The sequence below is a fragment of the Microbulbifer sp. SE14 genome (genome assembly GCF_059834885.1).
Genome location: NZ_JCBAJA010000007.1, coordinates 149232 through 169384, shown reverse-complemented (window position 1 = coordinate 169384; position 20153 = coordinate 149232). Strand labels below are relative to the sequence as shown.

At 62.9% G+C, this 20153-nt stretch carries 18 protein-coding genes; 10 read left to right on the top strand and 8 right to left on the bottom strand.

Annotation, left to right across the window (positions count from 1 at the left end; translation table 11 throughout):
- Nucleotides 1–28: 28 nt before the first annotated feature.
- From dapE to map, 8 genes are all read right to left on the bottom strand, one after another.
- The gene (gene dapE / locus AC6R19_RS07430) at nucleotides 29–1162 is read right to left on the bottom strand and encodes a succinyl-diaminopimelate desuccinylase (RefSeq protein WP_500579159.1); all 1134 of its coding nucleotides are present in this window, start codon (nucleotides 1160–1162) and stop codon (nucleotides 29–31) included.
- Nucleotides 1163–1388: 226 nt separating this feature from the next.
- Nucleotides 1389–2420, bottom strand: coding sequence for a 2,3,4,5-tetrahydropyridine-2,6-dicarboxylate N-succinyltransferase (gene dapD, locus AC6R19_RS07425; protein WP_500579158.1), 1032 nt, complete (start codon nucleotides 2418–2420; stop codon nucleotides 1389–1391).
- A 106-nt stretch (nucleotides 2421–2526) separates the two neighbouring features.
- On the bottom strand, nucleotides 2527–2871 hold the full coding sequence (locus tag AC6R19_RS07420; protein ID WP_500579157.1) for an ArsC family reductase: 345 nt from the start codon (nucleotides 2869–2871) through the stop codon (nucleotides 2527–2529).
- Nucleotides 2868–3536, bottom strand: a complete 669-nt coding sequence (nth, locus tag AC6R19_RS07415) for an endonuclease III (protein WP_500579156.1) — start codon at nucleotides 3534–3536, stop codon at nucleotides 2868–2870. The genes AC6R19_RS07420 and nth overlap by 4 nt, the downstream gene beginning before the upstream one ends.
- A gap of 97 nt (nucleotides 3537–3633) precedes the next feature.
- Nucleotides 3634–4806, bottom strand: coding sequence for a succinyldiaminopimelate transaminase (gene dapC / locus AC6R19_RS07410; protein ID WP_500579155.1), 1173 nt, complete (start codon nucleotides 4804–4806; stop codon nucleotides 3634–3636).
- Nucleotides 4803–4943: a hypothetical protein gene (locus tag AC6R19_RS07405; protein WP_500579154.1), complete on the bottom strand. Its 141-nt coding sequence runs from the start codon at nucleotides 4941–4943 to the stop codon at nucleotides 4803–4805. The genes dapC and AC6R19_RS07405 overlap by 4 nt, the downstream gene beginning before the upstream one ends.
- Nucleotides 4944–4954: 11 nt before the next feature.
- The gene (locus AC6R19_RS07400; RefSeq protein WP_500579153.1) at nucleotides 4955–7678 is read right to left on the bottom strand and encodes a [protein-PII] uridylyltransferase; all 2724 of its coding nucleotides are present in this window, start codon (nucleotides 7676–7678) and stop codon (nucleotides 4955–4957) included.
- Nucleotides 7679–7981: 303 nt separating this feature from the next.
- A complete protein-coding gene (gene map / locus AC6R19_RS07395; RefSeq protein ID WP_500579152.1) occupies nucleotides 7982–8752 on the bottom strand; it encodes a type I methionyl aminopeptidase in 771 nt (256 codons plus the stop codon).
- A gap of 343 nt (nucleotides 8753–9095) precedes the next feature.
- Between map and rpsB the strand changes: the two genes are divergently transcribed.
- From rpsB to AC6R19_RS07345, 10 genes are all read left to right on the top strand, one after another.
- Entirely contained in the window at nucleotides 9096–9842 is a 747-nt protein-coding gene (gene rpsB, locus AC6R19_RS07390) for a 30S ribosomal protein S2 (RefSeq protein WP_500579151.1), read from the top strand.
- A gap of 139 nt (nucleotides 9843–9981) precedes the next feature.
- Complete coding sequence (tsf, locus tag AC6R19_RS07385; RefSeq protein ID WP_500579150.1) at nucleotides 9982–10845, top strand: translation elongation factor Ts; 864 nt, start codon at nucleotides 9982–9984, stop codon at nucleotides 10843–10845.
- Between the two features lie 156 nt (nucleotides 10846–11001).
- On the top strand, nucleotides 11002–11739 hold the full coding sequence (pyrH, locus tag AC6R19_RS07380) for a UMP kinase (RefSeq protein ID WP_500579149.1): 738 nt from the start codon (nucleotides 11002–11004) through the stop codon (nucleotides 11737–11739).
- Nucleotides 11736–12293, top strand: coding sequence for a ribosome recycling factor (gene frr / locus AC6R19_RS07375; RefSeq protein WP_500579148.1), 558 nt, complete (start codon nucleotides 11736–11738; stop codon nucleotides 12291–12293). The genes pyrH and frr overlap by 4 nt, the downstream gene beginning before the upstream one ends.
- Nucleotides 12293–13072 (top strand): polyprenyl diphosphate synthase, encoded by a 780-nt coding sequence (gene uppS, locus AC6R19_RS07370; protein ID WP_500579147.1) that lies wholly within the window; start codon nucleotides 12293–12295, stop codon nucleotides 13070–13072. Before frr ends, uppS begins: the two co-directional genes overlap by 1 nt.
- Nucleotides 13073–13140: 68 nt before the next feature.
- Nucleotides 13141–13986, top strand: coding sequence for a phosphatidate cytidylyltransferase (locus tag AC6R19_RS07365; protein WP_500579146.1), 846 nt, complete (start codon nucleotides 13141–13143; stop codon nucleotides 13984–13986).
- 86 nt (nucleotides 13987–14072) lie between these two features.
- Nucleotides 14073–15281: a 1-deoxy-D-xylulose-5-phosphate reductoisomerase gene (gene ispC / locus AC6R19_RS07360; protein ID WP_500579145.1), complete on the top strand. Its 1209-nt coding sequence runs from the start codon at nucleotides 14073–14075 to the stop codon at nucleotides 15279–15281.
- A gap of 163 nt (nucleotides 15282–15444) precedes the next feature.
- Entirely contained in the window at nucleotides 15445–16800 is a 1356-nt protein-coding gene (rseP, locus tag AC6R19_RS07355; protein WP_500579144.1) for an RIP metalloprotease RseP, read from the top strand.
- 177 nt (nucleotides 16801–16977) lie between these two features.
- Complete coding sequence (gene bamA, locus AC6R19_RS07350) at nucleotides 16978–19560, top strand: outer membrane protein assembly factor BamA (RefSeq protein ID WP_500579143.1); 2583 nt, start codon at nucleotides 16978–16980, stop codon at nucleotides 19558–19560.
- A 70-nt stretch (nucleotides 19561–19630) separates the two neighbouring features.
- Nucleotides 19631–20146 carry an OmpH/Skp family outer membrane protein gene (locus AC6R19_RS07345; RefSeq protein ID WP_500579142.1) on the top strand — a complete coding sequence of 172 codons (516 nt, stop codon included), beginning with the start codon at nucleotides 19631–19633 and terminating at the stop codon, nucleotides 20144–20146.
- Nucleotides 20147–20153 lie beyond the last annotated feature (7 nt).

Here is a 20153-nt window from a genome sequence, read left to right as displayed (position 1 = left end):
CGAATGCGCTTACAGCCGATTACAGCAATCAGGCAAGCAGCCGGGAGAGTATTTCCCGGTACATATCCTTCAGTCTGTCCAGGTCCTCCGCTCTTACGCACTCGTCCACCTTGTGGATGGTGGCATTGACCGGCCCCAGCTCCACCACCTGGGCGCCGGTGGGCGCGATAAAGCGGCCGTCGGAAGTGCCGCCGGCGGTGGAGAGCTGGGTGGTCTCGCCGCTGACCGACAGTATCGCCGCCTGTGCGGCCTCCACCAGCGGGCCCTCGGCGGTCAGGAAGGGCTGGCCGGAGAGTTTGAAGCCGGCCCGGTATTTGAGTCCGTGCTTGTCGAGGATTTTGCGCGCGCGCTCCTCCAGCTGTTCCGCCGTGGTCTCGGTGGAGAAGCGCCAGTTGCACACCACTTTCACTTCGCCGGGAATCACATTGGTGGCGCCGGTGCCGCCGTTGATATTGGATACCTGGAAGCTGGTGGCCGGGAAGAAGTCGTTGCCCTGATCCCACTCCTCGGCGGCCAGTTCGGCCAGCGCCGGTGCCAGTTCGTGAATCGGGTTTTCCGCCAGGTGGGGGTAGGCCACATGCCCCTGTACGCCCAAGACAGTCAGTTCCAGGCCCAGGGAGCCGCGGCGGCCGTTCTTGATCACGTCGCCGACCCGCTCGGTGCTCGACGGCTCTCCTACAAGGCAGCAGTCGATTTTCTCCCCCTGTTCTTCCAGCCACTCCACCACCTTGACGGTGCCGTCGTGGGCCGGACCCTCCTCGTCGCTGGTGATCAGGAAGGCGATGCGCCCTTTGTGATCCGGGTGCGCGGCGACGAACTCCTCACAGGCCACCACCATGGCGGCCAGGGAGCCCTTCATGTCCGCTGCGCCGCGACCGTAGAGGTAGCCGTCCTCGATCACCGGCTCGAAGGGCGGGTGCTGCCAGTTTTCCTCCGGGCCTGTGGGCACCACGTCGGTGTGGCCGGCGAAGGCGAACAGCGGGCCTTCGCTTTTGCCGCTGCGCACCGCCCAGAAGTTGTCGGTATCGCCGCGTCGCAGTCGGGTGGTCTCGAAGCCGATTTTTTCCAGGCGCTCGATCATCAGCGGCATGCAGCCGGCGTCTTCCGGTGTTACCGATCTGAGGCGGATCAGGTCGCTGGCGAGTTCTACTGTGGGTGTCATCAATTCTCGATTCCTTTTCGGAGGGGCAGGGCCTGGTTCAGGCGCTGGGGCAATGTTGGGGTTCGCGGGGCTCACCCCAACCTAGGCGCTTACCCACGATGCTTCCCGGGTCCCGGGCCGTAGGGTGCGCCGTGCGCACCTTGGCTGGATGGTGCGCACGGCGCACCCTACTGGAGTCCCGAGTCCCGAGTCCCGAGTCCCGAGTCCCGAGTCCCGAGTCCCGAACTCAGTTGCTGTGCAGCGCTTCGTTCAGCTCAATAGCACTCTTGTTGGTCAAACATTCCACTGCGCCGCTGACGGAGTTGCGGCGGAACAGCAGATCGGATTTGCCGGCCAGGTCGCGGGCCTTGACGTGTTCAACCAGCTTGCCGCCGTCGTCCAGCAGCGCCACCTTGGTGCCGGCGGTGACGTAGAGGCCGGACTCGACGGTGCAGCGGTCGCCCAACGGAATGCCGATACCGGCATTGGCGCCGAGCAGGCAGTTGTCGCCGACTGAAATGACGATGTTGCCGCCGCCGGACAGGGTGCCCATGGTGGAACTGCCACCGCCCAGGTCCGAGCCGGCGCCGACGAAGACGCCCGCGGAGATGCGGCCCTCGATCATGCCCGGGCCTTGTGTGCCGGCGTTAAAGTTGACGAAGCCCTCGTGCATGATGGTGGTGCCCTCGCCCAGGTAGGCGCCCAGGCGCACCCGCGCCGTGTGGGCGATGCGCACGCCGGCGGGCACTACGTAGTTGGTCATCTTGGGGAACTTGTCCACGCAGGCCACGTCCAGGTGTTCGCCCTTCAGGCGCGCTTCCAGCTGGCGCTGTGGCAGCTCCTCCAGGTCGATGGCGCCCCTGTTGGTCCAGGCCACGTTGACCAGTTTGCCGAAGATGCCGTCCAGCTTGGTCTGGTGCGGCTTCACCAGGCGGTGGGAGAGCAGGTGCAGTTTCAGGTAGGCCTCGGGCACCGACTGCGGCGCCTCGTCGCTGGACAGTACCACGGCCACCAGCGGCCGCTGGCTGCTGGCGAACTGCCTGAGGATTTCCGCCTGCTCAACGGCGCCCGCGCCGGCGAGTCTGTCTGCCAGTGGTTGCAGCTGCGCCGGATCCAGGGCCAGGCTGTGGTTGCCGCCTGAAATATTGAGGGTTTCGGTGACCGCGGCGGCTATGTCCGCGTTGGGTTTGAACAGCGGCTGCGGGTAGTAGACCTCGAGCCAGTCGCCCTTGCTGTTGCAGGTGCCGACGCCAAAGCCGATGCTGTAAATGTCACTCATGAATCTTCCTGTTTGCTCGGTATTGTCGTAGGGCGGATAAGCATCAAGCGCATCCGCCAGCTTGTTCGGTGGATGCGCTTGATGCTTATCCACCCTGCAATTCGCTCTATTTCGTCAACTTTTTGTAGTCGGCTTCCTTGAGGCCGAACAAGGTGGTGCCGCCGGAGACGGTGACCGGCCGTTTGATCAGCGTCGGCGTCTCGGCGGCCAGTGCCAGTGCAGTCTCGTCATCCATCCCGTTCTTCTGATCGTCGCCCAGTGCGCGCCAACTGGTGGAGCGGCGGTTCAGCACTTCCTGCCAGCCGAAATCTTTCAGCCAGGATGCGAGGGGCACGGTTTCCATGCCGTCTTCGCGGAAGTCGTGAAAGCGGTATTGGATGCCGTTTTTTTCCAGCCACTTGCGGGCTTTCTTGACGGTGTCGCAGTTCTTGATGCCGTAGAGAGTAATCATGCCTTCTTCGTCTTTTTCGGGTTCTTGCGGTTCGGGTAGCAGGTGGTGCAGATCTCGCACACGGTGCCGTCGCAGCCGCGCGCCGAACAGTATTCGCGGCCGTAGAAAATAATCTGCAGGTGCAGCTTGTTCCACTTGTCGCGCGGGAACAGGCGTTTCAGGTCTTTTTCCGTCTGCGTCACGTTCTTGCCGCTGGTCAGGCCCCAGCGCTGCGCCAGGCGGTGGATATGGGTGTCCACCGGGAAGGCCGGGTGGCCGAAGGCCTGGGCCATGACCACGCTGGCGGTCTTGTGGCCGACGCCGGGCAGGGTTTCCAGCGCGGCCATGTTTTCCGGCACCCTGCCGTGGTACTCGTTGACCAGTATCTGCGACAGCTTGCTGATGGCCCTGGATTTCTGCGGCGACAGGCCGCAGGGGCGGATCACCTCCTGGATTTTCTCCACCGGCACCTTCGCCATATCCGCGGGGTTGTCCGCGAGTTTCCACAGCGCCGGTGTGACCTGGTTGACCCGCTCGTCGGTGCACTGGGCCGAGAGCAGTACCGCCACCAGTAGCGTGTAGGGGTCCTTGTGGTCCAGTGGGACCGGGGTTTCCGGGTAAAGATCCTCGAGCTTTTGCAGGATGAACTCGACCCTTTCTTTTTTGAGTAGGTTTTTTACTGCCATTTTTGTGGTTTTTCTGCTTTTGATCGCGGTCACCGGCCGCTCCTGCGAGGTGATGTGGTCCTCCTGTAGGAGCGGCCGATGGCCGCGATAGGTGCCGCTACTGGCAAAAGTCTTTGATGCGCCTCGCCGCCTCGACACACTCCTCCAGCGTCGCCACCAGGGCCATGCGCACATATTCGCGGCCTGGGTTGATGCCGTCCGCCTCGCGGGCCAGGAAGGCGCCGGGCAGTACGGTGATGTGCTGTTGGCGGAACAACTCGCGGGCGAAGTCCTCGCCGTCTCCGACCCGCGGCCAAAGGTAGAAGCTCGCCTGGGGCTGCCGCACGTCCAGGCAGCCGTCGAGTATCTCCAGTACCGCGGCAAATTTTTCCTTGTAAAGCGCGCGATTATGCCGTACGTGCTGCTCGTCCTGCCAGGCGGCGACGGAGGCGTACTGGCTCGGCACCGGCATTGCGCAGCCGTGGTAGGTGCGGTAGAGCAGGAATTTTTCCAGGACCGCGGCGTCGCCGGCAACGAAGCCGGAGCGCAGTCCGGGCAGGTTGGAGCGCTTGGACAGGCTGTGAAATGCCACGCAGCGGGCGAAGTCCCTGCGGCCCATCTGCTCGCACACCTGCAGCAGTCCGATGGGTGGATTCCCCTCGTCGAAGTAGAGCTCCGAGTAGCACTCATCGGAGGCGATGGTGAAGTCGTAGCGGTCCGCGAGTTGGATCAGTTCCCGCAGGTCCTCCGCTTCCAGCAGGGCGCCGGTGGGGTTGCCGGGGGTGCAGATATACAGCAGCTCGCAGTCGCGCCACACCTGTTCGGGTACCGAGGCGAAGTCCGGCTTGAATCCGGTATCTGCAGTGCAGTTGATAAAGTGCGGGGTGGCGCCGGCGAGCAGGGCGGCACCCTCGTAGATCTGGTAGAAGGGGTTCGGCATCAGCACTTTGGCGCCCGGCGACACCGCGGCCTGGGCGAAGGCGAAGAGGGCCTCGCGGGTGCCGTTGACCGGCAGCACCTGGCTGTCGGCGCAGACGCTTTGCAGTTGAAAGCGGTGGCACAGCCAGCGGGCAATGGCCTCGCGCAGCGGATCTATGCCCTTGGTGGCCGGGTAGGCGGAGAGCTTGTCGAGGTTTTCGATCAACTCGTCGCGCACGAATGCTGGCGGCCTGTGCTTGGGTTCGCCGATGGACAGGGCGATATGGGGCTTGTCCGCCGGCACCAGGTTTTTTTTCAGCGCAGCCAGCTTGGTAAACGGATACGGCTGTAATTTTTCGATATTCGGGTTCATTTTCGTGTTTCCAGTCCCCGGCCTTTAAAAGGGGTGGTGGCGGCCCTGCTGCCGGTGGCCATTTGGGAAAAAGCCTCATCGGCAAACATTTCCCAAATGGCCACCGGCAGCAGGGCCTTCGCATAGAACTCTGTCATTCTTTCCCGAGTCACTGCTGTTGATGTTTGACCTGATGGGCGTCCAGCTCGCGGCAGATCGCCTCCTCCAGTTCGCGATTGGCGGCCTCGTCCAGCAGCGGCTGCCCCTGGGCATCCGTAATGTGGAAGATATCCTCGATGCGCTCGCCCAGGGTGGAGATCTTGGCGTTGTGCAGGCGCAGGTCGTGGGCGATAAAGATACGCGCTATGCGCGCTAGCAGGCCGGGCCTGTCGGCGCTGGTCACTTCCAATGTGCTGTAACTGGCGCCGGGCTCGGTGGAGACCTGGGCGCGGCTCTTCAGCTCGAACATTTTCAGGCGCCGGGGGGTTCGCCGCTGGATGACTTTGGAGTAGTCCTCCACCAGCGCCAGCTCCCGCTGCAGGGTGTTGCGGATCTGTTCCAGGCGCTGGGGCTCGTCCAGCAGCGGCTGGCCGGATTCGTCCAGCACGTAGAAGGTGTCCAGGGTGTAGCCAGAGGCGGAGCTGTACAGGCGCGCGTCGTGGATGTTCAGGTTGAGCATGTCCAGGCCGGTGACCACGGCGGCGAAGACGTTGGCCCTGTCCGGGGTGTAGACGAATACCTCGGTAGCGCCGTCGTGCTCGCCGGGGCCTGAGTTGCGGGTCAGCACCAGGGTGTCGCTCTGCCCGCTGTCGTCGCCGCTACTGTGCAGTTGGTGGATGGCGGCGGTGTGCCAGGTGATATTGTCGGCGCTTTCGCGCACGAAATAGTCCTCGCCCATCTGTGCCCAGATATTTTCCACCGAGGCCATGGGCAGGCCCATGGCGCGCAGCATATTGCGCGCCTGTGCCCGTGTCTCCTCGATGATCTCCTCACGGTCGATGGGGTTCTCCAGGCCGCGGCGCAGGGCGCGCTGGGTGGCCTGGTACAGCTGGCGCATCAGGCTGGCGCGCCAGCTGTTCCAGAGCTCCGGGTTGGTGGCGTTGATGTCTGCCACGGTCAGTGCGTAGAGGTAGTCGAGGTGCTCGCGGTCGCCCACTGTGCGGGCGAAGTCGTGCACCACTTCGGGATCGGTGATGTCCTGCTTCTGTGACACCTGGCTCATCAGCAGGTGTTTTTCCACCAGCCAGCACACCAGGCGCCGGTCACGGGCGGACAGGTGGTGGCGGCGGCAGAAGGCGTCGGCGTCCACCACGCCCAGTTTGGAGTGGTCGCCGCCCCGGCCCTTGGCGATATCGTGGTAGAGGCCGGCGATATACAGCAGCTCCGGCTTGCGCAGGCGCGACAGTATTTCCGCGGCGATGGGGAACTTCTGCCAGGCCTCGGGGCTGCGGAAGCTGCGCATGTTGCGTACCACCTGCAGGGTGTGCGCATCGACCGTGTAGATATGGAAGAGGTCGTGCTGCATCTGCCCGGTGACGCGGCCGAATTCCGGCAGGTAGCGGCCCAATATGCCGTAGCGGGTCATGCGCGACAGCTGCGTGGAGAGGCCGCGGGGCGAGCGCAGTAGCTGCATGAAGAGTTCGGCATTGCGCGGGTTTGCGCGGAAGCGGTCGTCGATCAGGTGGCGGTGTTCGCGGATCAGGCGGATGCTGGAGGCGCGCACGCCCTGGATTTCGGGGTTTTCCGCCATCAGCACGAAGATTTCCAGCAATGCCGAGGGCTGTTCGACGAAAACGCGGGTCTGGGTGACTTCGATGGTGTTGTCGCGCAGTTGGAAGCGCTCGTTGATGGGGGTGACCGACTGGCGCTCGCCACGCTGCAGTATGGCCTCGTCGAGGAACTGCAGCAGCACGTCGTTCAGCTCCCGCAGCGCCATCACGATGCGATAGTAGCTGTGCATGAACTGCTCGACCGCCAGTTGGGTGCCGCTGTCCACATAGCCGAACTGCTTCGCCAGTTCGCGCTGGTAGTCGAACAGCAGCCGCTCCTCGGCGCGCCCGGCCAGCAGGTGCAGGCCGTAGCGCACCCGCCAGAGAAAGTCCTCGCCGGACTGGAGTATGGCGAACTCCTCTTCGGTGAAGAAGCCCTTGCCCTGCAGTTGCCTGAGGGTGCGAACCTGGAAGTAGCGCTTGGCCACCCAGCCGATGGTCTGGATGTCGCGCAGGCCGCCGGGTGCGTTCTTGATATTGGGTTCGAGTATGTACTCGGCAGCCTGTTGTTTGTTGTGGCGCTCGCGCTGCTCGGCGTATTTGGCTGCGAAGAATTCTTCCGCCGGCCACAGCTTGTCCGGGGTCATGCGCTCGACCAGTTGCGCCCGCAGCTGGTCGTCGCCGACGACGGTCCGGCACTCCATCAGGTTGGTGGCCACGGTGATGTCCTCGGCGGCCAGTTCCAGGCAGTGGTCGATGGTGCGCACCGAGTGGCCGATATCCAGGCCCAGGTCCCAGAGGAAGGCCACCAGGCGCTCGATATTGTCGATGGTATCGGGGGCGCTGCCGTCGCGAGTGAGAATCAGCAGGTCGATATCCGAATGGGGGTGCAGCTCGCCGCGGCCGTAGCCGCCCACCGCCAGCAGGCTGATACCGGCCGGCCAGTCGTACTGGTGCCAGGCGTAGTGCAACAGGCAGTCGACGAACAGTGCCCGCTCGTGCACCAGGGTGCGCACGTCCTCGCCCTCGCGGAAGCGCTCGGCCATCTGCGCGTCGGCGGCACCGGCGGCGTCCTTGAAGATCGTCAGCAGGGGCTTGGCACCTTCGACCAGGGCCCTGCGGAAGCGGGCCTGGTCGAAGAAGAACAGGGGGCGTTCGAAGTAGGGGATATTGGCCGGCTGCATCGTGTGTCCGTTTCGGAGGTGGTGCCTGCTTTCGGCTCAGTGGCGGCCCTGCTGCCGGTGGCCATTTGGGAAAAAGCCTCATCGGTCTGTTTACCAGCCGCAGGCGCTTTCCCCAAATGGCCCCGGCAGCAGGGCCTTCGCATCGAGCTTCAGTATTCTTTTCGAACTGTAGGGCGGATAAGCGCCAAGCGCATCCGCCGCAGTGGTTGGTGGATGCGCTTGGCGCTTACCCACCCTACGCTGTTTTTCGAGTCCCGAGTCCCGAGTCCCGAGTCCCGAGTCCCGAGTCCCGAGTCCCGAATCTCAAAAATTCTCTTCACTGCGCGCCGTCAGTACTTCCACCCCGTCACTGGTCACCGCCATGGTGTGCTCCCACTGCGCGGACAGGCGGCGGTCCTTGGTGATTGCGGTCCAGCCGTCGCCGAGTACCCGGGTGGCGGCCTTGCCGGCGTTGATCATCGGCTCGATGGTGAAGGTCATGCCTTCCTTCAATACCTCGCCGGTGCCGGGCCTGCCGTAGTGGAGTACCTGCGGGTCCTCGTGGAAGACATCGCCGATGCCGTGGCCGCAGAAGTCGCGCACCACCGAGTAGTAGTTCTTCTCGGCGTGTTGCTGGATCACGTGGCCGATATCGCCGAGGGTGGTGCCCGGGCGAACGATCTCGATGGCCTTGTAGAGGCACTCCTGGGTCACCTTGACCAGGCGCTCGGCGTGGGGGGCGGGGTCGCCGACGAAGTACATCTTGCTGGTGTCACCGTACCAGCCATCCTTGATCACCGTGACATCGATATTGATGATATCGCCCTTCTTCAGGATCTTGCTCTCGGACGGGATGCCATGGCAGACCACCTCGTTGACCGAGGTGCAGATGGATTTGGGGAAGCCGCGGTAACCGAGGCAGGCGGGGATGGCTTTCTGTACGTTGACTATGTGGTCGTGGCAGCGCTGGTCCAGTTCCTCGGTGGAGACGCCGGGAACCACATATTCGCCTATCATTTCCAGTACTTCCGCGGCCAGGCGGCCCGCGGTGCGCATCTTGGCGATCTGTTCCGGTGTCTTGATGGCTGAGGTCATGGGTATCCCTAGCTAGGTGGTTGTCTGGCGGCGGGTCCGCCCGCAAAGGCGCGCTATTGTAGCGGATTGGGCGCCGATGGGCGATCGGGCCGAAGGGGCTTCCATTGCCGGATTCGCGCCGCCGGCAGCAGGGACGTCACAATGTCCGCCTGGATTCGGAGGGCGCTCTTCCCGTGCGGGGCCGGTTTGTGGTATAAAGCGCGCCGCTTCGGGGCTGTCCCGGAGCGGAACCAATGCCGCACACACATCGGCACATGCGTCTGGGTGCCCCGTCTCTGTCGAGCGATGGGGTTGATGCATGGGATGTGTGGAGGACTAACCCGTACATATTGAGGTTTTACTTATGCCGCAAGTCAGCATGCGCGATATGCTGCAGGCTGGTGTGCACTTTGGCCACCAGACCCGCTACTGGAACCCGAAGATGGGTCAATTCATCTTTGGCGCCCGCAACAAGATTCACATCATCAACCTGGAGCACACTGTACCGGCTTTCAACGAGGCCCTGCAGGTGATCAAGGGGATGGCCGCTCAGAAGAAGAAGATCCTGTTCGTCGGCACCAAGCGCGCCGCTCAGAAGTCCATTCGCGAACAGGCTGAGCGCGCAGGCCAGCCCTACGTCAGCAACCGCTGGCTGGGCGGCATGCTCACCAACTACAAGACCATTCGCGCCTCCATCAAGCGCTACCGGGACCTGGAAACCCAGTCTCAGGACGGCACCTTTGACAAGTTGACCAAGAAAGAGGCACTGATGCGCACCCGCACCATGGAGAAGCTCGAGCGCTCCATCGGTGGTATCAAGGATATGGCCGGTCTGCCGGACGCGCTCTTCGTGATCGACGTGGAGCACGAGCGCATCGCCATCCAGGAAGCCAACAAGCTGGGCATCCCGGTGATTGGCGTTGTCGACACCAACAGCGATCCGGCTGGCGTTGACTACGTGATCCCCGGCAACGACGACGCTATCCGCGCCATCAAGCTGTACACCACCGCTGTAGCGGATGCCGTGATTGCCGGCGCCGCTGAAGCCGGCGGCAGCGCGGCCAAGAACGAGTACGTCGAGGCGAACGACGACGAGGCCGCTGCGGAGTAATTCGCACTTCGCACAGAGGTGTAACTGAGGGGCAGAGGTGTAACACAGAATCGTTACACTCCTGCGAACTCGAAAAGGGGCCCCCACAATCGGCCCCTTTTTTCTAATTTCCTAGTGACAGAACCCCGAGGATTGAGTCATGGCGATTACCGCGTCTATGGTAAAAGAACTGCGCGAGCGCACCGGCCTGCCGATGATGGAGTGCAAGAAGGCACTGACCGAGGCGGACGGCGACATCGAGAAAGCGATTGAAGATCTGCGCAAAGCCTCCGGCCTGAAAGCGGCCAAGAAGGCCGGTCGCACCGCCGCCGACGGCGTTGTTGCAGCAAAAGTGGCCGAAGACGGCAGCTACGGTGTGCTGGTTGAGGTCAACTCCGAGACCGACTTCGTCGCCCGCGACGACAACTTCCAGGCCTTCGTGGCCAAGGTTGTCGACAAGGCGTTCGCCGATCGCCAGCAGGACGTTGCCGCCCTGATGGACGGCGAGCTGGAATCTGCCCGCGAAGCGCTGGTGCAGAAAATCGGCGAGAACATCGGCGTGCGCCGCGTGCAGCTGGTGGAAGCTCCGGTTGTCGGTGCCTACGTGCACTCCAACAACCGCATCGCAGCCCTGGTTGCCCTGAGCGGCGGCGACGTGGAGCTGGCCAAAGATGTGGCCATGCACGTTACTGCGGTCAACCCGCAGGTGAACAAGCCGGAAGATATGCCGGAAGACGTGCTGGAGAAGGAAAAGGAAATCATCAAGGCGCAGCCGGATATGGAAGGCAAGCCCGCAGAGATCGTCGAGAAGATGATGGGTGGCCGTATCAAGAAGTTCCTGAAGGAAAACAGCCTGGTGGAGCAGCCCTTCGTCAAGAACCCGGACCTGACCATCGGCAAGCTGGTCAAGGACGCCGGTGCCGACGTGGTCTCTTTTGTCCGCTTTGAAGTGGGCGAAGGCATCGAGAAGGAAGAAGTGGACTTTGCCGCGGAAGTTGCCGCGCAGGTTAAGTCCTCTTCCTGATCGCCTTTATCGGGTGTCCCTTGCGGGCCCCGTTCGCAGTGGGGTGCTTCCGGTGGGCTCAAATTGGGCTGCACCGGGGCACCCCTCTGTGTAAATGACCGAAATTGTTGTAATGTTCGGCGGCAATGCCTGCCCGCGCTATAAGAGGACCAATGGATGCCCGGTGTTAAAGACCGCAAGTACAAGCGAATCCTGTTGAAGCTCAGTGGCGAGGAGCTGATGGGCGACCAGGGCTTTGGGATCAGCCCCAAGGTGCTGGACAAAATGGCGCTGGAGATAGGCCAGTTGGTGGGCATCGGCGTGCAGGTGGGCCTGGTGGTCGGCGGCGGCAACCTGTTCCGCGGAGCCGCGCTGAACGCCGCGGGCCTGGACCGGGTGACCGGCGATCATATGGGCATGCTGGCCACTGTGATGAATGCACTGGCCCTGCGCGATGCGCTGGAGCGTTCCAACATCTCCTCGCGGGTGATGTCTTCCATCCAGATGAGCGGCATCGTCGACCACTACGACCGCCGTGCGGCCATCCGTCACCTGGAGCGGGGCGAGGTATTGATCTTCGCCGCGGGTACCGGCAACCCCTTCTTTACCACCGATTCGGCCGCCTGCCTGCGCGGTATCGAAATCGATGCGGAACTGGTGCTGAAGGCCACCAAGGTGGACGGCGTCTACTCCGCTGACCCGGTGCTGGACCCCACTGCAACCCGCTACGACCAGTTGACCTACGACGAGGTGCTGGACAAGAAGCTCGGGGTAATGGATTTAACCGCAATCTGCCTGTGCCGCGAACACAATATGCCCGTGCGGGTCTTCCGCATGGACAAGGCCGGCGCGCTGCTCAATATAGTTGTGGGCGGCAAAGAGGGCACGCTAATCGAAGAGGAAGTGAAACAGTGATTGAAGATATCAAGAAAGACGCGAAAGCGCGCATGAGCAAGGCGCTCGACGCACTGGGCAGTAACTTCAACAAGATCCGCACCGGTCGCGCGCATCCCAGCATCCTGGACGGCGTCCAGGTGTCCTACTATGGCTCCGACACACCGCTGTCCCAGGTGGCCAATATCACCGTGGAGGATGCACGCACCCTGTCCGTGACCCCCTGGGAAAAGAACCTGGTGCCGGACATTGAAAAGGCCATCATGAAGTCCGACCTGGGCCTGAACCCCAGTACCGCCGGCTCCGTGATCCGCATCCCGATGCCGATGCTGACCGAGGAAACCCGCAAGAACTTCATCCGCCAGGCCAAGAGCGAGGCGGAAACCGCGCGTGTATCCATCCGCAATATCCGCCGCGACGCCCTGGCCGAGGTGAAGGCCCTGCTCAAGGAGAAGGAAATCTCCGAGGATGACGAGCGCCGTGCGGGCGACGAGATCCAGAAGATCACCGACCAGTTTGTGGCGGATGTCGACAAGGCGCTGGCGGCCAAAGAAAAAGACCTGATGGAAATCTGATGTCTGCCGGTGGTACCGAGTTGAGCGAATCCGGCCCGCGCCACAGTCCCCGCCATATTGCCATCATCATGGATGGCAACGGGCGCTGGGCCGCCCGTCGGGGTTTGCCCCCCTCCGCCGGCCACAAGGCCGGTGTCGAGCGCATCCGCGACCTGATCGAAGCCTGCCGGGATCGCGGGGTCGAGGCGCTCACCCTGTTCGCCTTTTCCAGCGAAAACTGGCAGCGCCCGCCGAAGGAGGTGGAGCTGCTGATGAGCCTGTTCCACTCCTACCTGCGCAAGGAGGCCCGCCGCATGCTGGAGGAGGGTGTGCGCCTGCGAGTCATCGGCCGGCGCGACCGCTTTTCCCCGCGGCTGCAGCGCGCCATCGGCGAGGCGGAGGAGATCACCCGGGAAGGCACCCAGGGGGACCTGGTGATCGCCGCGGACTACGGCGGCCAGTGGGATATAGCCCAGGCTGCGCGCGCCATGGCCGAGGAGGTCGCGGCCGGCAAGCGCTCGCCGGAGTCCATCACCGAGCAGACACTTGGCGACCATATGCAGCTGGCGGACCTGCCGCCGGTGGACCTGTTGATCCGCTCCAGCGGCGAGCAGCGCATCAGCAACTTTATTTTGTGGCAGGCCGCCTACAGCGAGTTCTATTTCACAGATACACTGTGGCCGGATTTCGACGAGGCCGCGCTGGATGCCGCCATCGCGGCCTATCGCCAGCGGGACCGCCGCTTTGGTTCCCGAAATGGGTGCGGTCGCGGTGACGATGGGGTGGCCGCGCAGGCGTGAAGCCGGCGGTCGTGAGAGCAGCACTCCGGGACAACGACGACCAATTAACGAGTACAAAAGGTTAGACGGTGCTAAAACAAAGAATAATTACTGCGCTGGTGTTGGTGGCTCTGTTTCTCGGGGCCCTGTTCCTGCTCCCCATTCAGTGGTTCACCCTGGCCACGGTGGCGGTGATCCTGCTGGGCGGTTGGGAGTGGGCCAACCTGTCCAATCTCAACCGCGCCCTGCGCTTCGTGTTCCTCGCCGCCCTCGGTGTCGCGCTGATTGGCACTGCCCAATACGTATTCGCGATGGATTTCGGCAATCCGGACACCGACCGGGCGCGCCAGGTTCTGGCGGTGGCCTGTGGCTGGTGGGCACTGGCCTTCCTGTGGGTGCAGAGCTACCCGGCCAGCGCCATGCTGTGGGGCAACCGCTGGGCGCGGGGACTGATCGGCCTGGTGGTGCTGGTGCCTGCCTGGCTGTCGATGGTGATACTGCGCGGCCAGGAGCACGGCGCCTGGCTGGTACTGTTCGTGGTCGCGGTGGTGGTGTCCGCCGACGTGGGTGCCTACTTCGTGGGGCGCCGTTTCGGCAAGCACAAGCTGGCCCGCGAAGTCAGCCCGGGCAAGTCCTGGGAGGGTTTCTTCGGGGGCCTCGGCGCCTGCCTGATCCTGGCCCTGACGGTTTCCTTCCTGCTCGGCCTGCCTCTCAAGAACACGGTGCTTTTTTCCTTCGGCATACTGGTAACGGCGCTGGCGTCGGTGATCGGCGACCTGGTGGAGAGCATGTTCAAGCGCCACCGTGGCATCAAGGACAGCAGCCGTATACTGCCGGGCCACGGCGGCATACTGGACCGGCTGGACAGCCTCTCCGCGGCGCTGCCGGTCTTTACCATGGCCGCGCTGGCCAGCGAACTGCCCAAGTACCTATAAAAAGTGCCTGTAAGAAGTACTCCACAAGCCAAAGCCGCAACCAAGGGTCGAGAGACACGGAGGCCCGAGAGGTATACGACGAGCCCATGCAATCCCTGCAACCGCAATCCGTAACTGTCCTCGGCTCCACCGGGTCCATCGGCGTCAGCACCCTGGACGTGCTGGCGCGGCATCCGCAGCGTTACTCCATCTACGCCCTGACCGCCCGGGAGCGCATCGCCGAACTGGCGCAGCAGTGCCGCCGTTTTGAGCCGCGCTTTGCGGTGGTGGCGAGCGAGCGGGGGGGCGAAGAGCTGCGCCAGTTGCTGGACGGCGAGGCGCTGTCCACCGAGATTCTGTGGGGTGTCGAAGGCCTCTGCCGGGTGGCCTCGGATCCGCAGGTGGACACGGTGATGGCGGCCATCGTCGGCGCCGCCGGGTTGCGACCGACGCTGGCGGCGGTAGCGGCGGGCAAGAAGGTGCTGCTCGCCAACAAGGAATCCCTGGTGATGGGGGGGCCGGTATTTATGCGCGCCCTGGAAACCAGTGGCGCCCGGCTGTTGCCGATCGACAGCGAGCACAACGCCATCTTCCAGTGCCTGCCGCAGCCCGCTTTTTGCCCCGGGGCCGTGGGCGCTGACCTCGAGGACGCCGGGGTGGAGAAGATTCTGCTGACCGGCTCTGGCGGCCCCTTCCGCACCCGCGCGGTGGATGACCTGCACCGGGTCACCCCGGACGAGGCCTGCGCCCACCCCAACTGGTCCATGGGGCGCAAGATCTCGGTGGATTCCGCCACCATGATGAACAAGGGGCTGGAGTTTATCGAGGCCTGCCTGCTGTTCAATGCGCGCCCGGAGCAGATTGACGTGGTGGTGCACCCGCAGAGTATCGTGCACTCGATGGTACAGTACCGGGACGGCTCGCTGCTGGCGCAGATGGGCAACCCGGACATGCGCACGCCCATCGCCCACGCACTGGCCTTCCCGGAGCGTATCGACAGCGGTGTGGCGGCGCTGGACCTGGTCGCCCAGGGGCGCCTGGACTTCGAGGCGCCGGATATGCAGCGTTTTCCGTGCCTGCGCCTGGCGCGGGAGGCAATGGCTGTCGGCGGCAGCGCGCCGACGGCGTTGAATGCCGCCAACGAAGTGGCGGTGGAGGCCTTCCTTCAGGGCAGGCTGGCATTTACCAGTATTCCCGCTGTGATAGAGCGGGTCATGAAAAGCGCGCAAGCGGTTGAACTGACCGGCCTGGACGCAGTCGAAACAGCCGATCGCAATGCGCGACTGCTGGCGCAGCAGGTGCTTGGCGCCCTGTAGACCCGATCGGCCCTGCCGCTGGCGGTCGCCCGGGAAAAAGCCTCATCGGCAAATATTTCCCGGGCGACCACCAGCGACAGGACCTTGCATCGGAGCGACTGAAAGACTTGGCAGACGCCTTCGCACTGGCGGCTAAATCGCGCAACAGACGAATTAAGCGAGTATGGATTTTATTCAGACGGTAATCTGGGCCCTGGTCGCCCTCGGCGTTCTGGTCTCCTTCCACGAGTTCGGCCACTTCCTGGTGGCGCGCCTGTGCGGGGTCAAGGTGTTGCGCTTCTCCGTGGGCTTCGGTCGCCGCCTGCTGTCCCGCTACGACCGCCACGGCACCGAGTTCACCATCTCCGCCATTCCCCTCGGCGGCTATGTGAAGATGCTCGACGAGCGCGAGGGTGCCGTGCCCCGGGACCAGCTACATATGGCCTTCAACCGCAAGAGCGTCTGGGCGCGTATCGCCATAGCCGCGGCCGGTCCCCTGGCCAATTTCCTGCTGGCGATAGTGCTCTTCTGGGCCGTATTCATGGGCGGCACTGCGGGCCCGGTGCCCATAGTCCAGTCGGTGGAGCCGGGCAGTATCGCCGCGCGCGCCGGGCTCGAGCCGGGACAGGAGATTGTCGCCATCGACGGCGAGGAGACGCCCACCTGGCAGGCCCTCAACTGGCGCCTGGCGAACCGCCTCGGCGACACTGGCACTATCGAGTTCTCGGTGCGCTATCCGGATTCCGAGCTCGAATACCATATGGTGGCGGATATCGACCGCTGGCTGGCGGGGCAGGAAGTGCCCGATCCGCTGGCGGAAGTGGGGCTCGAACTATGGACACCGCCGATCACCATGACCCTGTCCCAGGTGACTCCGGACAGTGCCGCCGACAGGGCAGGGCTGAGGGCGGGGGACAGGATACTCGCGACCGACGGCCGGGAATTCGACAACTGGGACAGCTGGACCCAGTACGTGCGCGCCCGCGCGGGCGAAGAGATTGTTGTGGAGCTGGAACGGGATGGCGAGCGCTTGCGGCTGCCGGTGACACCGAGGGAGGTGACGCTCGATAGCGGTGAGCGCATTGGCCAGATCGGTGTGCTGCCGGTAGTCGAAACCTGGCCCGAGGAGCGGGTGCGCACCTACCATTACGGCACCGCCGGGGCCTTTAGCAAGGGCCTGCAGGAGACCTGGGACAAGACCCTGTTCACCCTCAACAGCCTGAAGAAACTGATCCTCGGCCAGCTCTCGACCAAGAACTTGAGCGGCCCTATCACCATTGCTAAAGTGGCCGGCACTTCGGCGGAGGCCGGCTGGCAGTCGTTCCTGTCGCTGCTGGCGCTGCTCAGTATCAGTCTCGGCGTGCTGAACCTGCTGCCCATCCCCGTGCTCGACGGCGGCCACCTCCTTTACTACGGCATCGAGGCCATCAAGGGCTCGCCGGTTTCGGAGAGGGTGCAGATGATCGGGCTGCAGGTGGGTATGGCACTGGTGCTGGGCATTATGGGCCTGGCGCTCTACAACGACATATTGCGCCTGTAGGAGCGGCGGGGCGGCCGTCCGCCCATGGCCGCGATCAATATGAGGGAGCCCTCAAGCCCGATTGCGGCCATGGGCCGCTCCTACACAGAGAATGCCCCGCAGGGGCGGGAGAGGGCAGCCGCAGGCTACCTCCCCACCAATTGGAATTGCGAATAAAGAACCTGGAACAGACAGTAGATGAATCATTTTCTGAAAGCGGCCTCGCTCGGCCTGGCCCTGCCATTGACTGCCATCGCCCAGTCGTTTGTGGTCAACGATATTCGCGTGGAAGGGTTGCAGCGGGTTTCCGCCGGCACAGTGTTCGCGGCGCTGCCGGTGCGCGTGGGTGACCAGATCGAGAGCCTGGAAATCCAGAGCGCCACCCGCGCACTGTTCAGCACCGGCTACTTTCAGGATATCCAGATAGGGCGTGAAAACGGTGTGCTGGTGATCACCGTGCGCGAGCGACCTGCCATTTCCAAGATCGAGATCACCGGCAACAAGGCCATCAAGACCGAAGACCTGCTGAAGGGCATGGCGGAAAACGGCCTGGCCGAGGGGCAGATCTTCAAGCGCGCCACTCTGGAGGGCCTGGCCCAGGAACTGCAGCGTCAGTATGTGGCCCAGGGCCGCTACGGCGCCAGTGTGACGACCGAGGTCAAGGAGCTGCCGCGCAACCAGGTGGAACTCAAGGTGATCGTGGACGAGGGTTCCGTCGCCGCGATCAAGCATATCAATATCGTCGGTAACACCGCCTTCTCCGACGAGGAGCTGGCGGAGATCTTTGAGCTGCAGACCACCGGCTGGTTGTCCTGGCTCAGGAGCGATGACAAATATTCCCGGGAAAAACTCACCGGTGACCTGGAGCGCCTCGAGTCCTACTACCTGGACCGCGGCTACCTGGAATTCAAGATCGACTCCACCCAGGTGTCCCTGAGCCCGGACAAGCGCAGCGTATTCATCACCGTCAATGTCACCGAGGGCGATGTCTACAAGGTCAGTGAAGTGGAACTGGCCGGCGACCCGGTGGTGCCGGAGGAGGAGATCAAGCGATTGCTGTTGGTGCGCGAGGGCCAGACCTTCTCCCAGGTGCTGATGACCACCACCTCCGACTACATCACCAAGCGCCTCGGCAACGAGGGCTACACCTTCGCCGAAGTCAATGGCATACCGGAGCCCAACGAGGAAGACAAGACGGTCAAGGTCACCTTCTTTATCGACCCGGGCAAGCGCGCCTATGTGCGCCGCATCGAATTCCGCGGCAACACCCGAACCACCGACGAGGTGCTGCGCCGCGAGATGCGCCAGATGGAATCCGCCTCCGCGTCCTCCGCGCGCATCGAGCAGTCCAAGGTGCGCCTGGAGCGCCTGGGCTACTTCAAGGAAGTAAAGGTGGAGACCACCGAGGTGCCCGGCACCTCCGACCAGATCGATGTCGAGTACACGGTGGAGGAGCAGCCTTCCGGCACCATCGGCGGCACCGTCGGCTACGCCCAGCGCAGCGGCGTGGTGCTGGGTGCCAATGTGCAGGAGAACAACTGGCTGGGCACCGGCAAGTCCGTCGGCTTTGCGGTGAACACCTCCCGTTACCAGACAGTGCTCAATTTCTCCTACACGGACCCCTACTTTACGCCGGATGGGGTCAGTCGGGGCTTCAATATTTTCTATCAGGAGCGCGATTACTCCGAGATCGGCGTTTCGAGCTTTAACAGCACAACCTATGGTGCCGGCCTGAGTTTTGGCTATCCGATATCGGAGATTTCCCGGGTGGGCCTGAATTTGGGGGTCAGCCATATGGAGCTGGGCATCGGCAACAATCCAGTCCAGCAGATCAAGAGCAGCCCGGTTCCAATCGAAGGCATTGATGCGGTTATTACCGAGGCGGAGAGTGCGAAGGTCGTGGCCGCTCGAGACAATAAGGATGCTGATGATAACCCGGATCCCATTGACCTGGATCTGGCAATGCCGCTCGACCCGTCTCTGCTGAATACCGATTTCAACGGCTTTGTCGACCTGAACGGCGACGAGTTTGATTCATTCACCGTTACAGGCTCCTACGCGCGCTCCACCCTTAACCGCGGCATTCTCGCCACTCGTGGCACCTCGCAGCGCTTCTCGCTGGAAGTGGCCCTCCCGGGAGGGGACCTGGAATACTACAAGGGAATCTATACCGGCCAGTATTTCCGCCCGCTGACCAAGGACCTGACCCTGCGCCTGCGCACTCGCCTCGGCTATGCCGACAGCTACGGCGACACCACCGGACTGCCGTTCTTCGAGAACTTCTACGCCGGCGGTTTTGGCTCGGTGCGCGGTTTCGAGCGCAATACACTGGGGCCGAGATCCACCTTCAAAGAAAACTATGTGCCCCTTCCCTGTGCCACTGCCGATGGTGTAACTACCGAGCTCTGTTATCAGATAAATCCGGATACCGGTATGCTTGTATCCGAACCGGTGAGTACAGGCGAGCCGAGACCCTTCGGCGGCAATATCCTGATCGAGGGCAGTGCGGAAATTATTTTCCCGATCCCCTTCGTCAAGGACCAGCGTTCCATGCAGTCAGCATTCTTTATCGATGCGGGCAATGTGTTTGATTCCAGTTGTGAGTCTGACCAGCTAAACTGCTTTGACGTTGACCTGGATCATATCAACGTCTCTGCCGGCGTCGGCCTGACCTGGATCACCGGCTTCGGCCCGCTGACCTTCAGCCTGGCCAAGGCGCTGCAGGAAAATGAGGAAGACGAAATCGAGGTCTTCCAGTTCTCACTGGGTAACAGTTTCTAAGGAAGCTGAATCTGATTTCTTAGGGTCAAGTTGCCGCTAAGTAAAAATAAAGCAATATGGAGAATCCGACGTGCTTAAAAATGTAAAAATCACCGCAGTCCTGCTCGCTGGAATCCTGCTGTCGGGCGCCGCCGTTGCGCAGAGCAAGGTGGCGGTTTTCAATCTGCAGGCTGCCATCATGAGCACTGAGGCTGCCAAGTCCAAAGTCAATGCGCTGAAAACCAGCTCCGAGTATTCCAAGCTGCAGAGCAGTGCGGAATCCATCCGCGCCGAAGTGCAGAAGCTGGCGGAAGACGCGCAGAAGAACGCCGTCACCTGGTCCGAGGAGCAGAAGGCCGAGCACCAGCGCAAGATGAACTTCAAGCGCTCCGACTTCGAGACCGCGGTGAAGAAGTTGCGCGCCATGGAGGCCCAGGTGGGCCAGGATATCCAGAAGACCATGGCGCCCAAGGCCAAGGCCGCACTGGAGGCGATCATCAAGGAGAAGAAGATCGACCTGGTGCTGGACGCCGGTTCCGCCTACTACGCCAACCCCGAGACCGATCTGACCGCCGAGGTGGTCAAGCGCATGAACGCCGACAAGTAAATCGCGC

What these genes read in the sequence shown, in the direction of transcription:
- dapE (WP_500579159.1), bottom strand. Translation starts at nt 1,162, where the DNA reads ATGACACCCACAGTAGAACTCGCCAGCGACCTGATCCGCCTCAGATCG.
- dapD (WP_500579158.1), bottom strand. Translation starts at nt 2,420, where the DNA reads ATGAGTGACATTTACAGCATCGGCTTTGGCGTCGGCACCTGCAACAGC.
- AC6R19_RS07420 (WP_500579157.1), bottom strand. Translation starts at nt 2,871, where the DNA reads ATGATTACTCTCTACGGCATCAAGAACTGCGACACCGTCAAGAAAGCC.
- nth (WP_500579156.1), bottom strand. Translation starts at nt 3,536, where the DNA reads ATGGCAGTAAAAAACCTACTCAAAAAAGAAAGGGTCGAGTTCATCCTG.
- dapC (WP_500579155.1), bottom strand. Translation starts at nt 4,806, where the DNA reads ATGAACCCGAATATCGAAAAATTACAGCCGTATCCGTTTACCAAGCTG.
- AC6R19_RS07405 (WP_500579154.1), bottom strand. Translation starts at nt 4,943, where the DNA reads ATGACAGAGTTCTATGCGAAGGCCCTGCTGCCGGTGGCCATTTGGGAA.
- AC6R19_RS07400 (WP_500579153.1), bottom strand. Translation starts at nt 7,678, where the DNA reads ATGCAGCCGGCCAATATCCCCTACTTCGAACGCCCCCTGTTCTTCTTC.
- map (WP_500579152.1), bottom strand. Translation starts at nt 8,752, where the DNA reads ATGACCTCAGCCATCAAGACACCGGAACAGATCGCCAAGATGCGCACC.
- rpsB (WP_500579151.1), top strand. Translation starts at nt 9,096, where the DNA reads ATGCCGCAAGTCAGCATGCGCGATATGCTGCAGGCTGGTGTGCACTTT.
- tsf (WP_500579150.1), top strand. Translation starts at nt 9,982, where the DNA reads ATGGCGATTACCGCGTCTATGGTAAAAGAACTGCGCGAGCGCACCGGC.
- pyrH (WP_500579149.1), top strand. Translation starts at nt 11,002, where the DNA reads ATGCCCGGTGTTAAAGACCGCAAGTACAAGCGAATCCTGTTGAAGCTC.
- uppS (WP_500579147.1), top strand. Translation starts at nt 12,293, where the DNA reads ATGTCTGCCGGTGGTACCGAGTTGAGCGAATCCGGCCCGCGCCACAGT.
- ispC (WP_500579145.1), top strand. Translation starts at nt 14,073, where the DNA reads ATGCAATCCCTGCAACCGCAATCCGTAACTGTCCTCGGCTCCACCGGG.
- rseP (WP_500579144.1), top strand. Translation starts at nt 15,445, where the DNA reads ATGGATTTTATTCAGACGGTAATCTGGGCCCTGGTCGCCCTCGGCGTT.
- bamA (WP_500579143.1), top strand. Translation starts at nt 16,978, where the DNA reads ATGAATCATTTTCTGAAAGCGGCCTCGCTCGGCCTGGCCCTGCCATTG.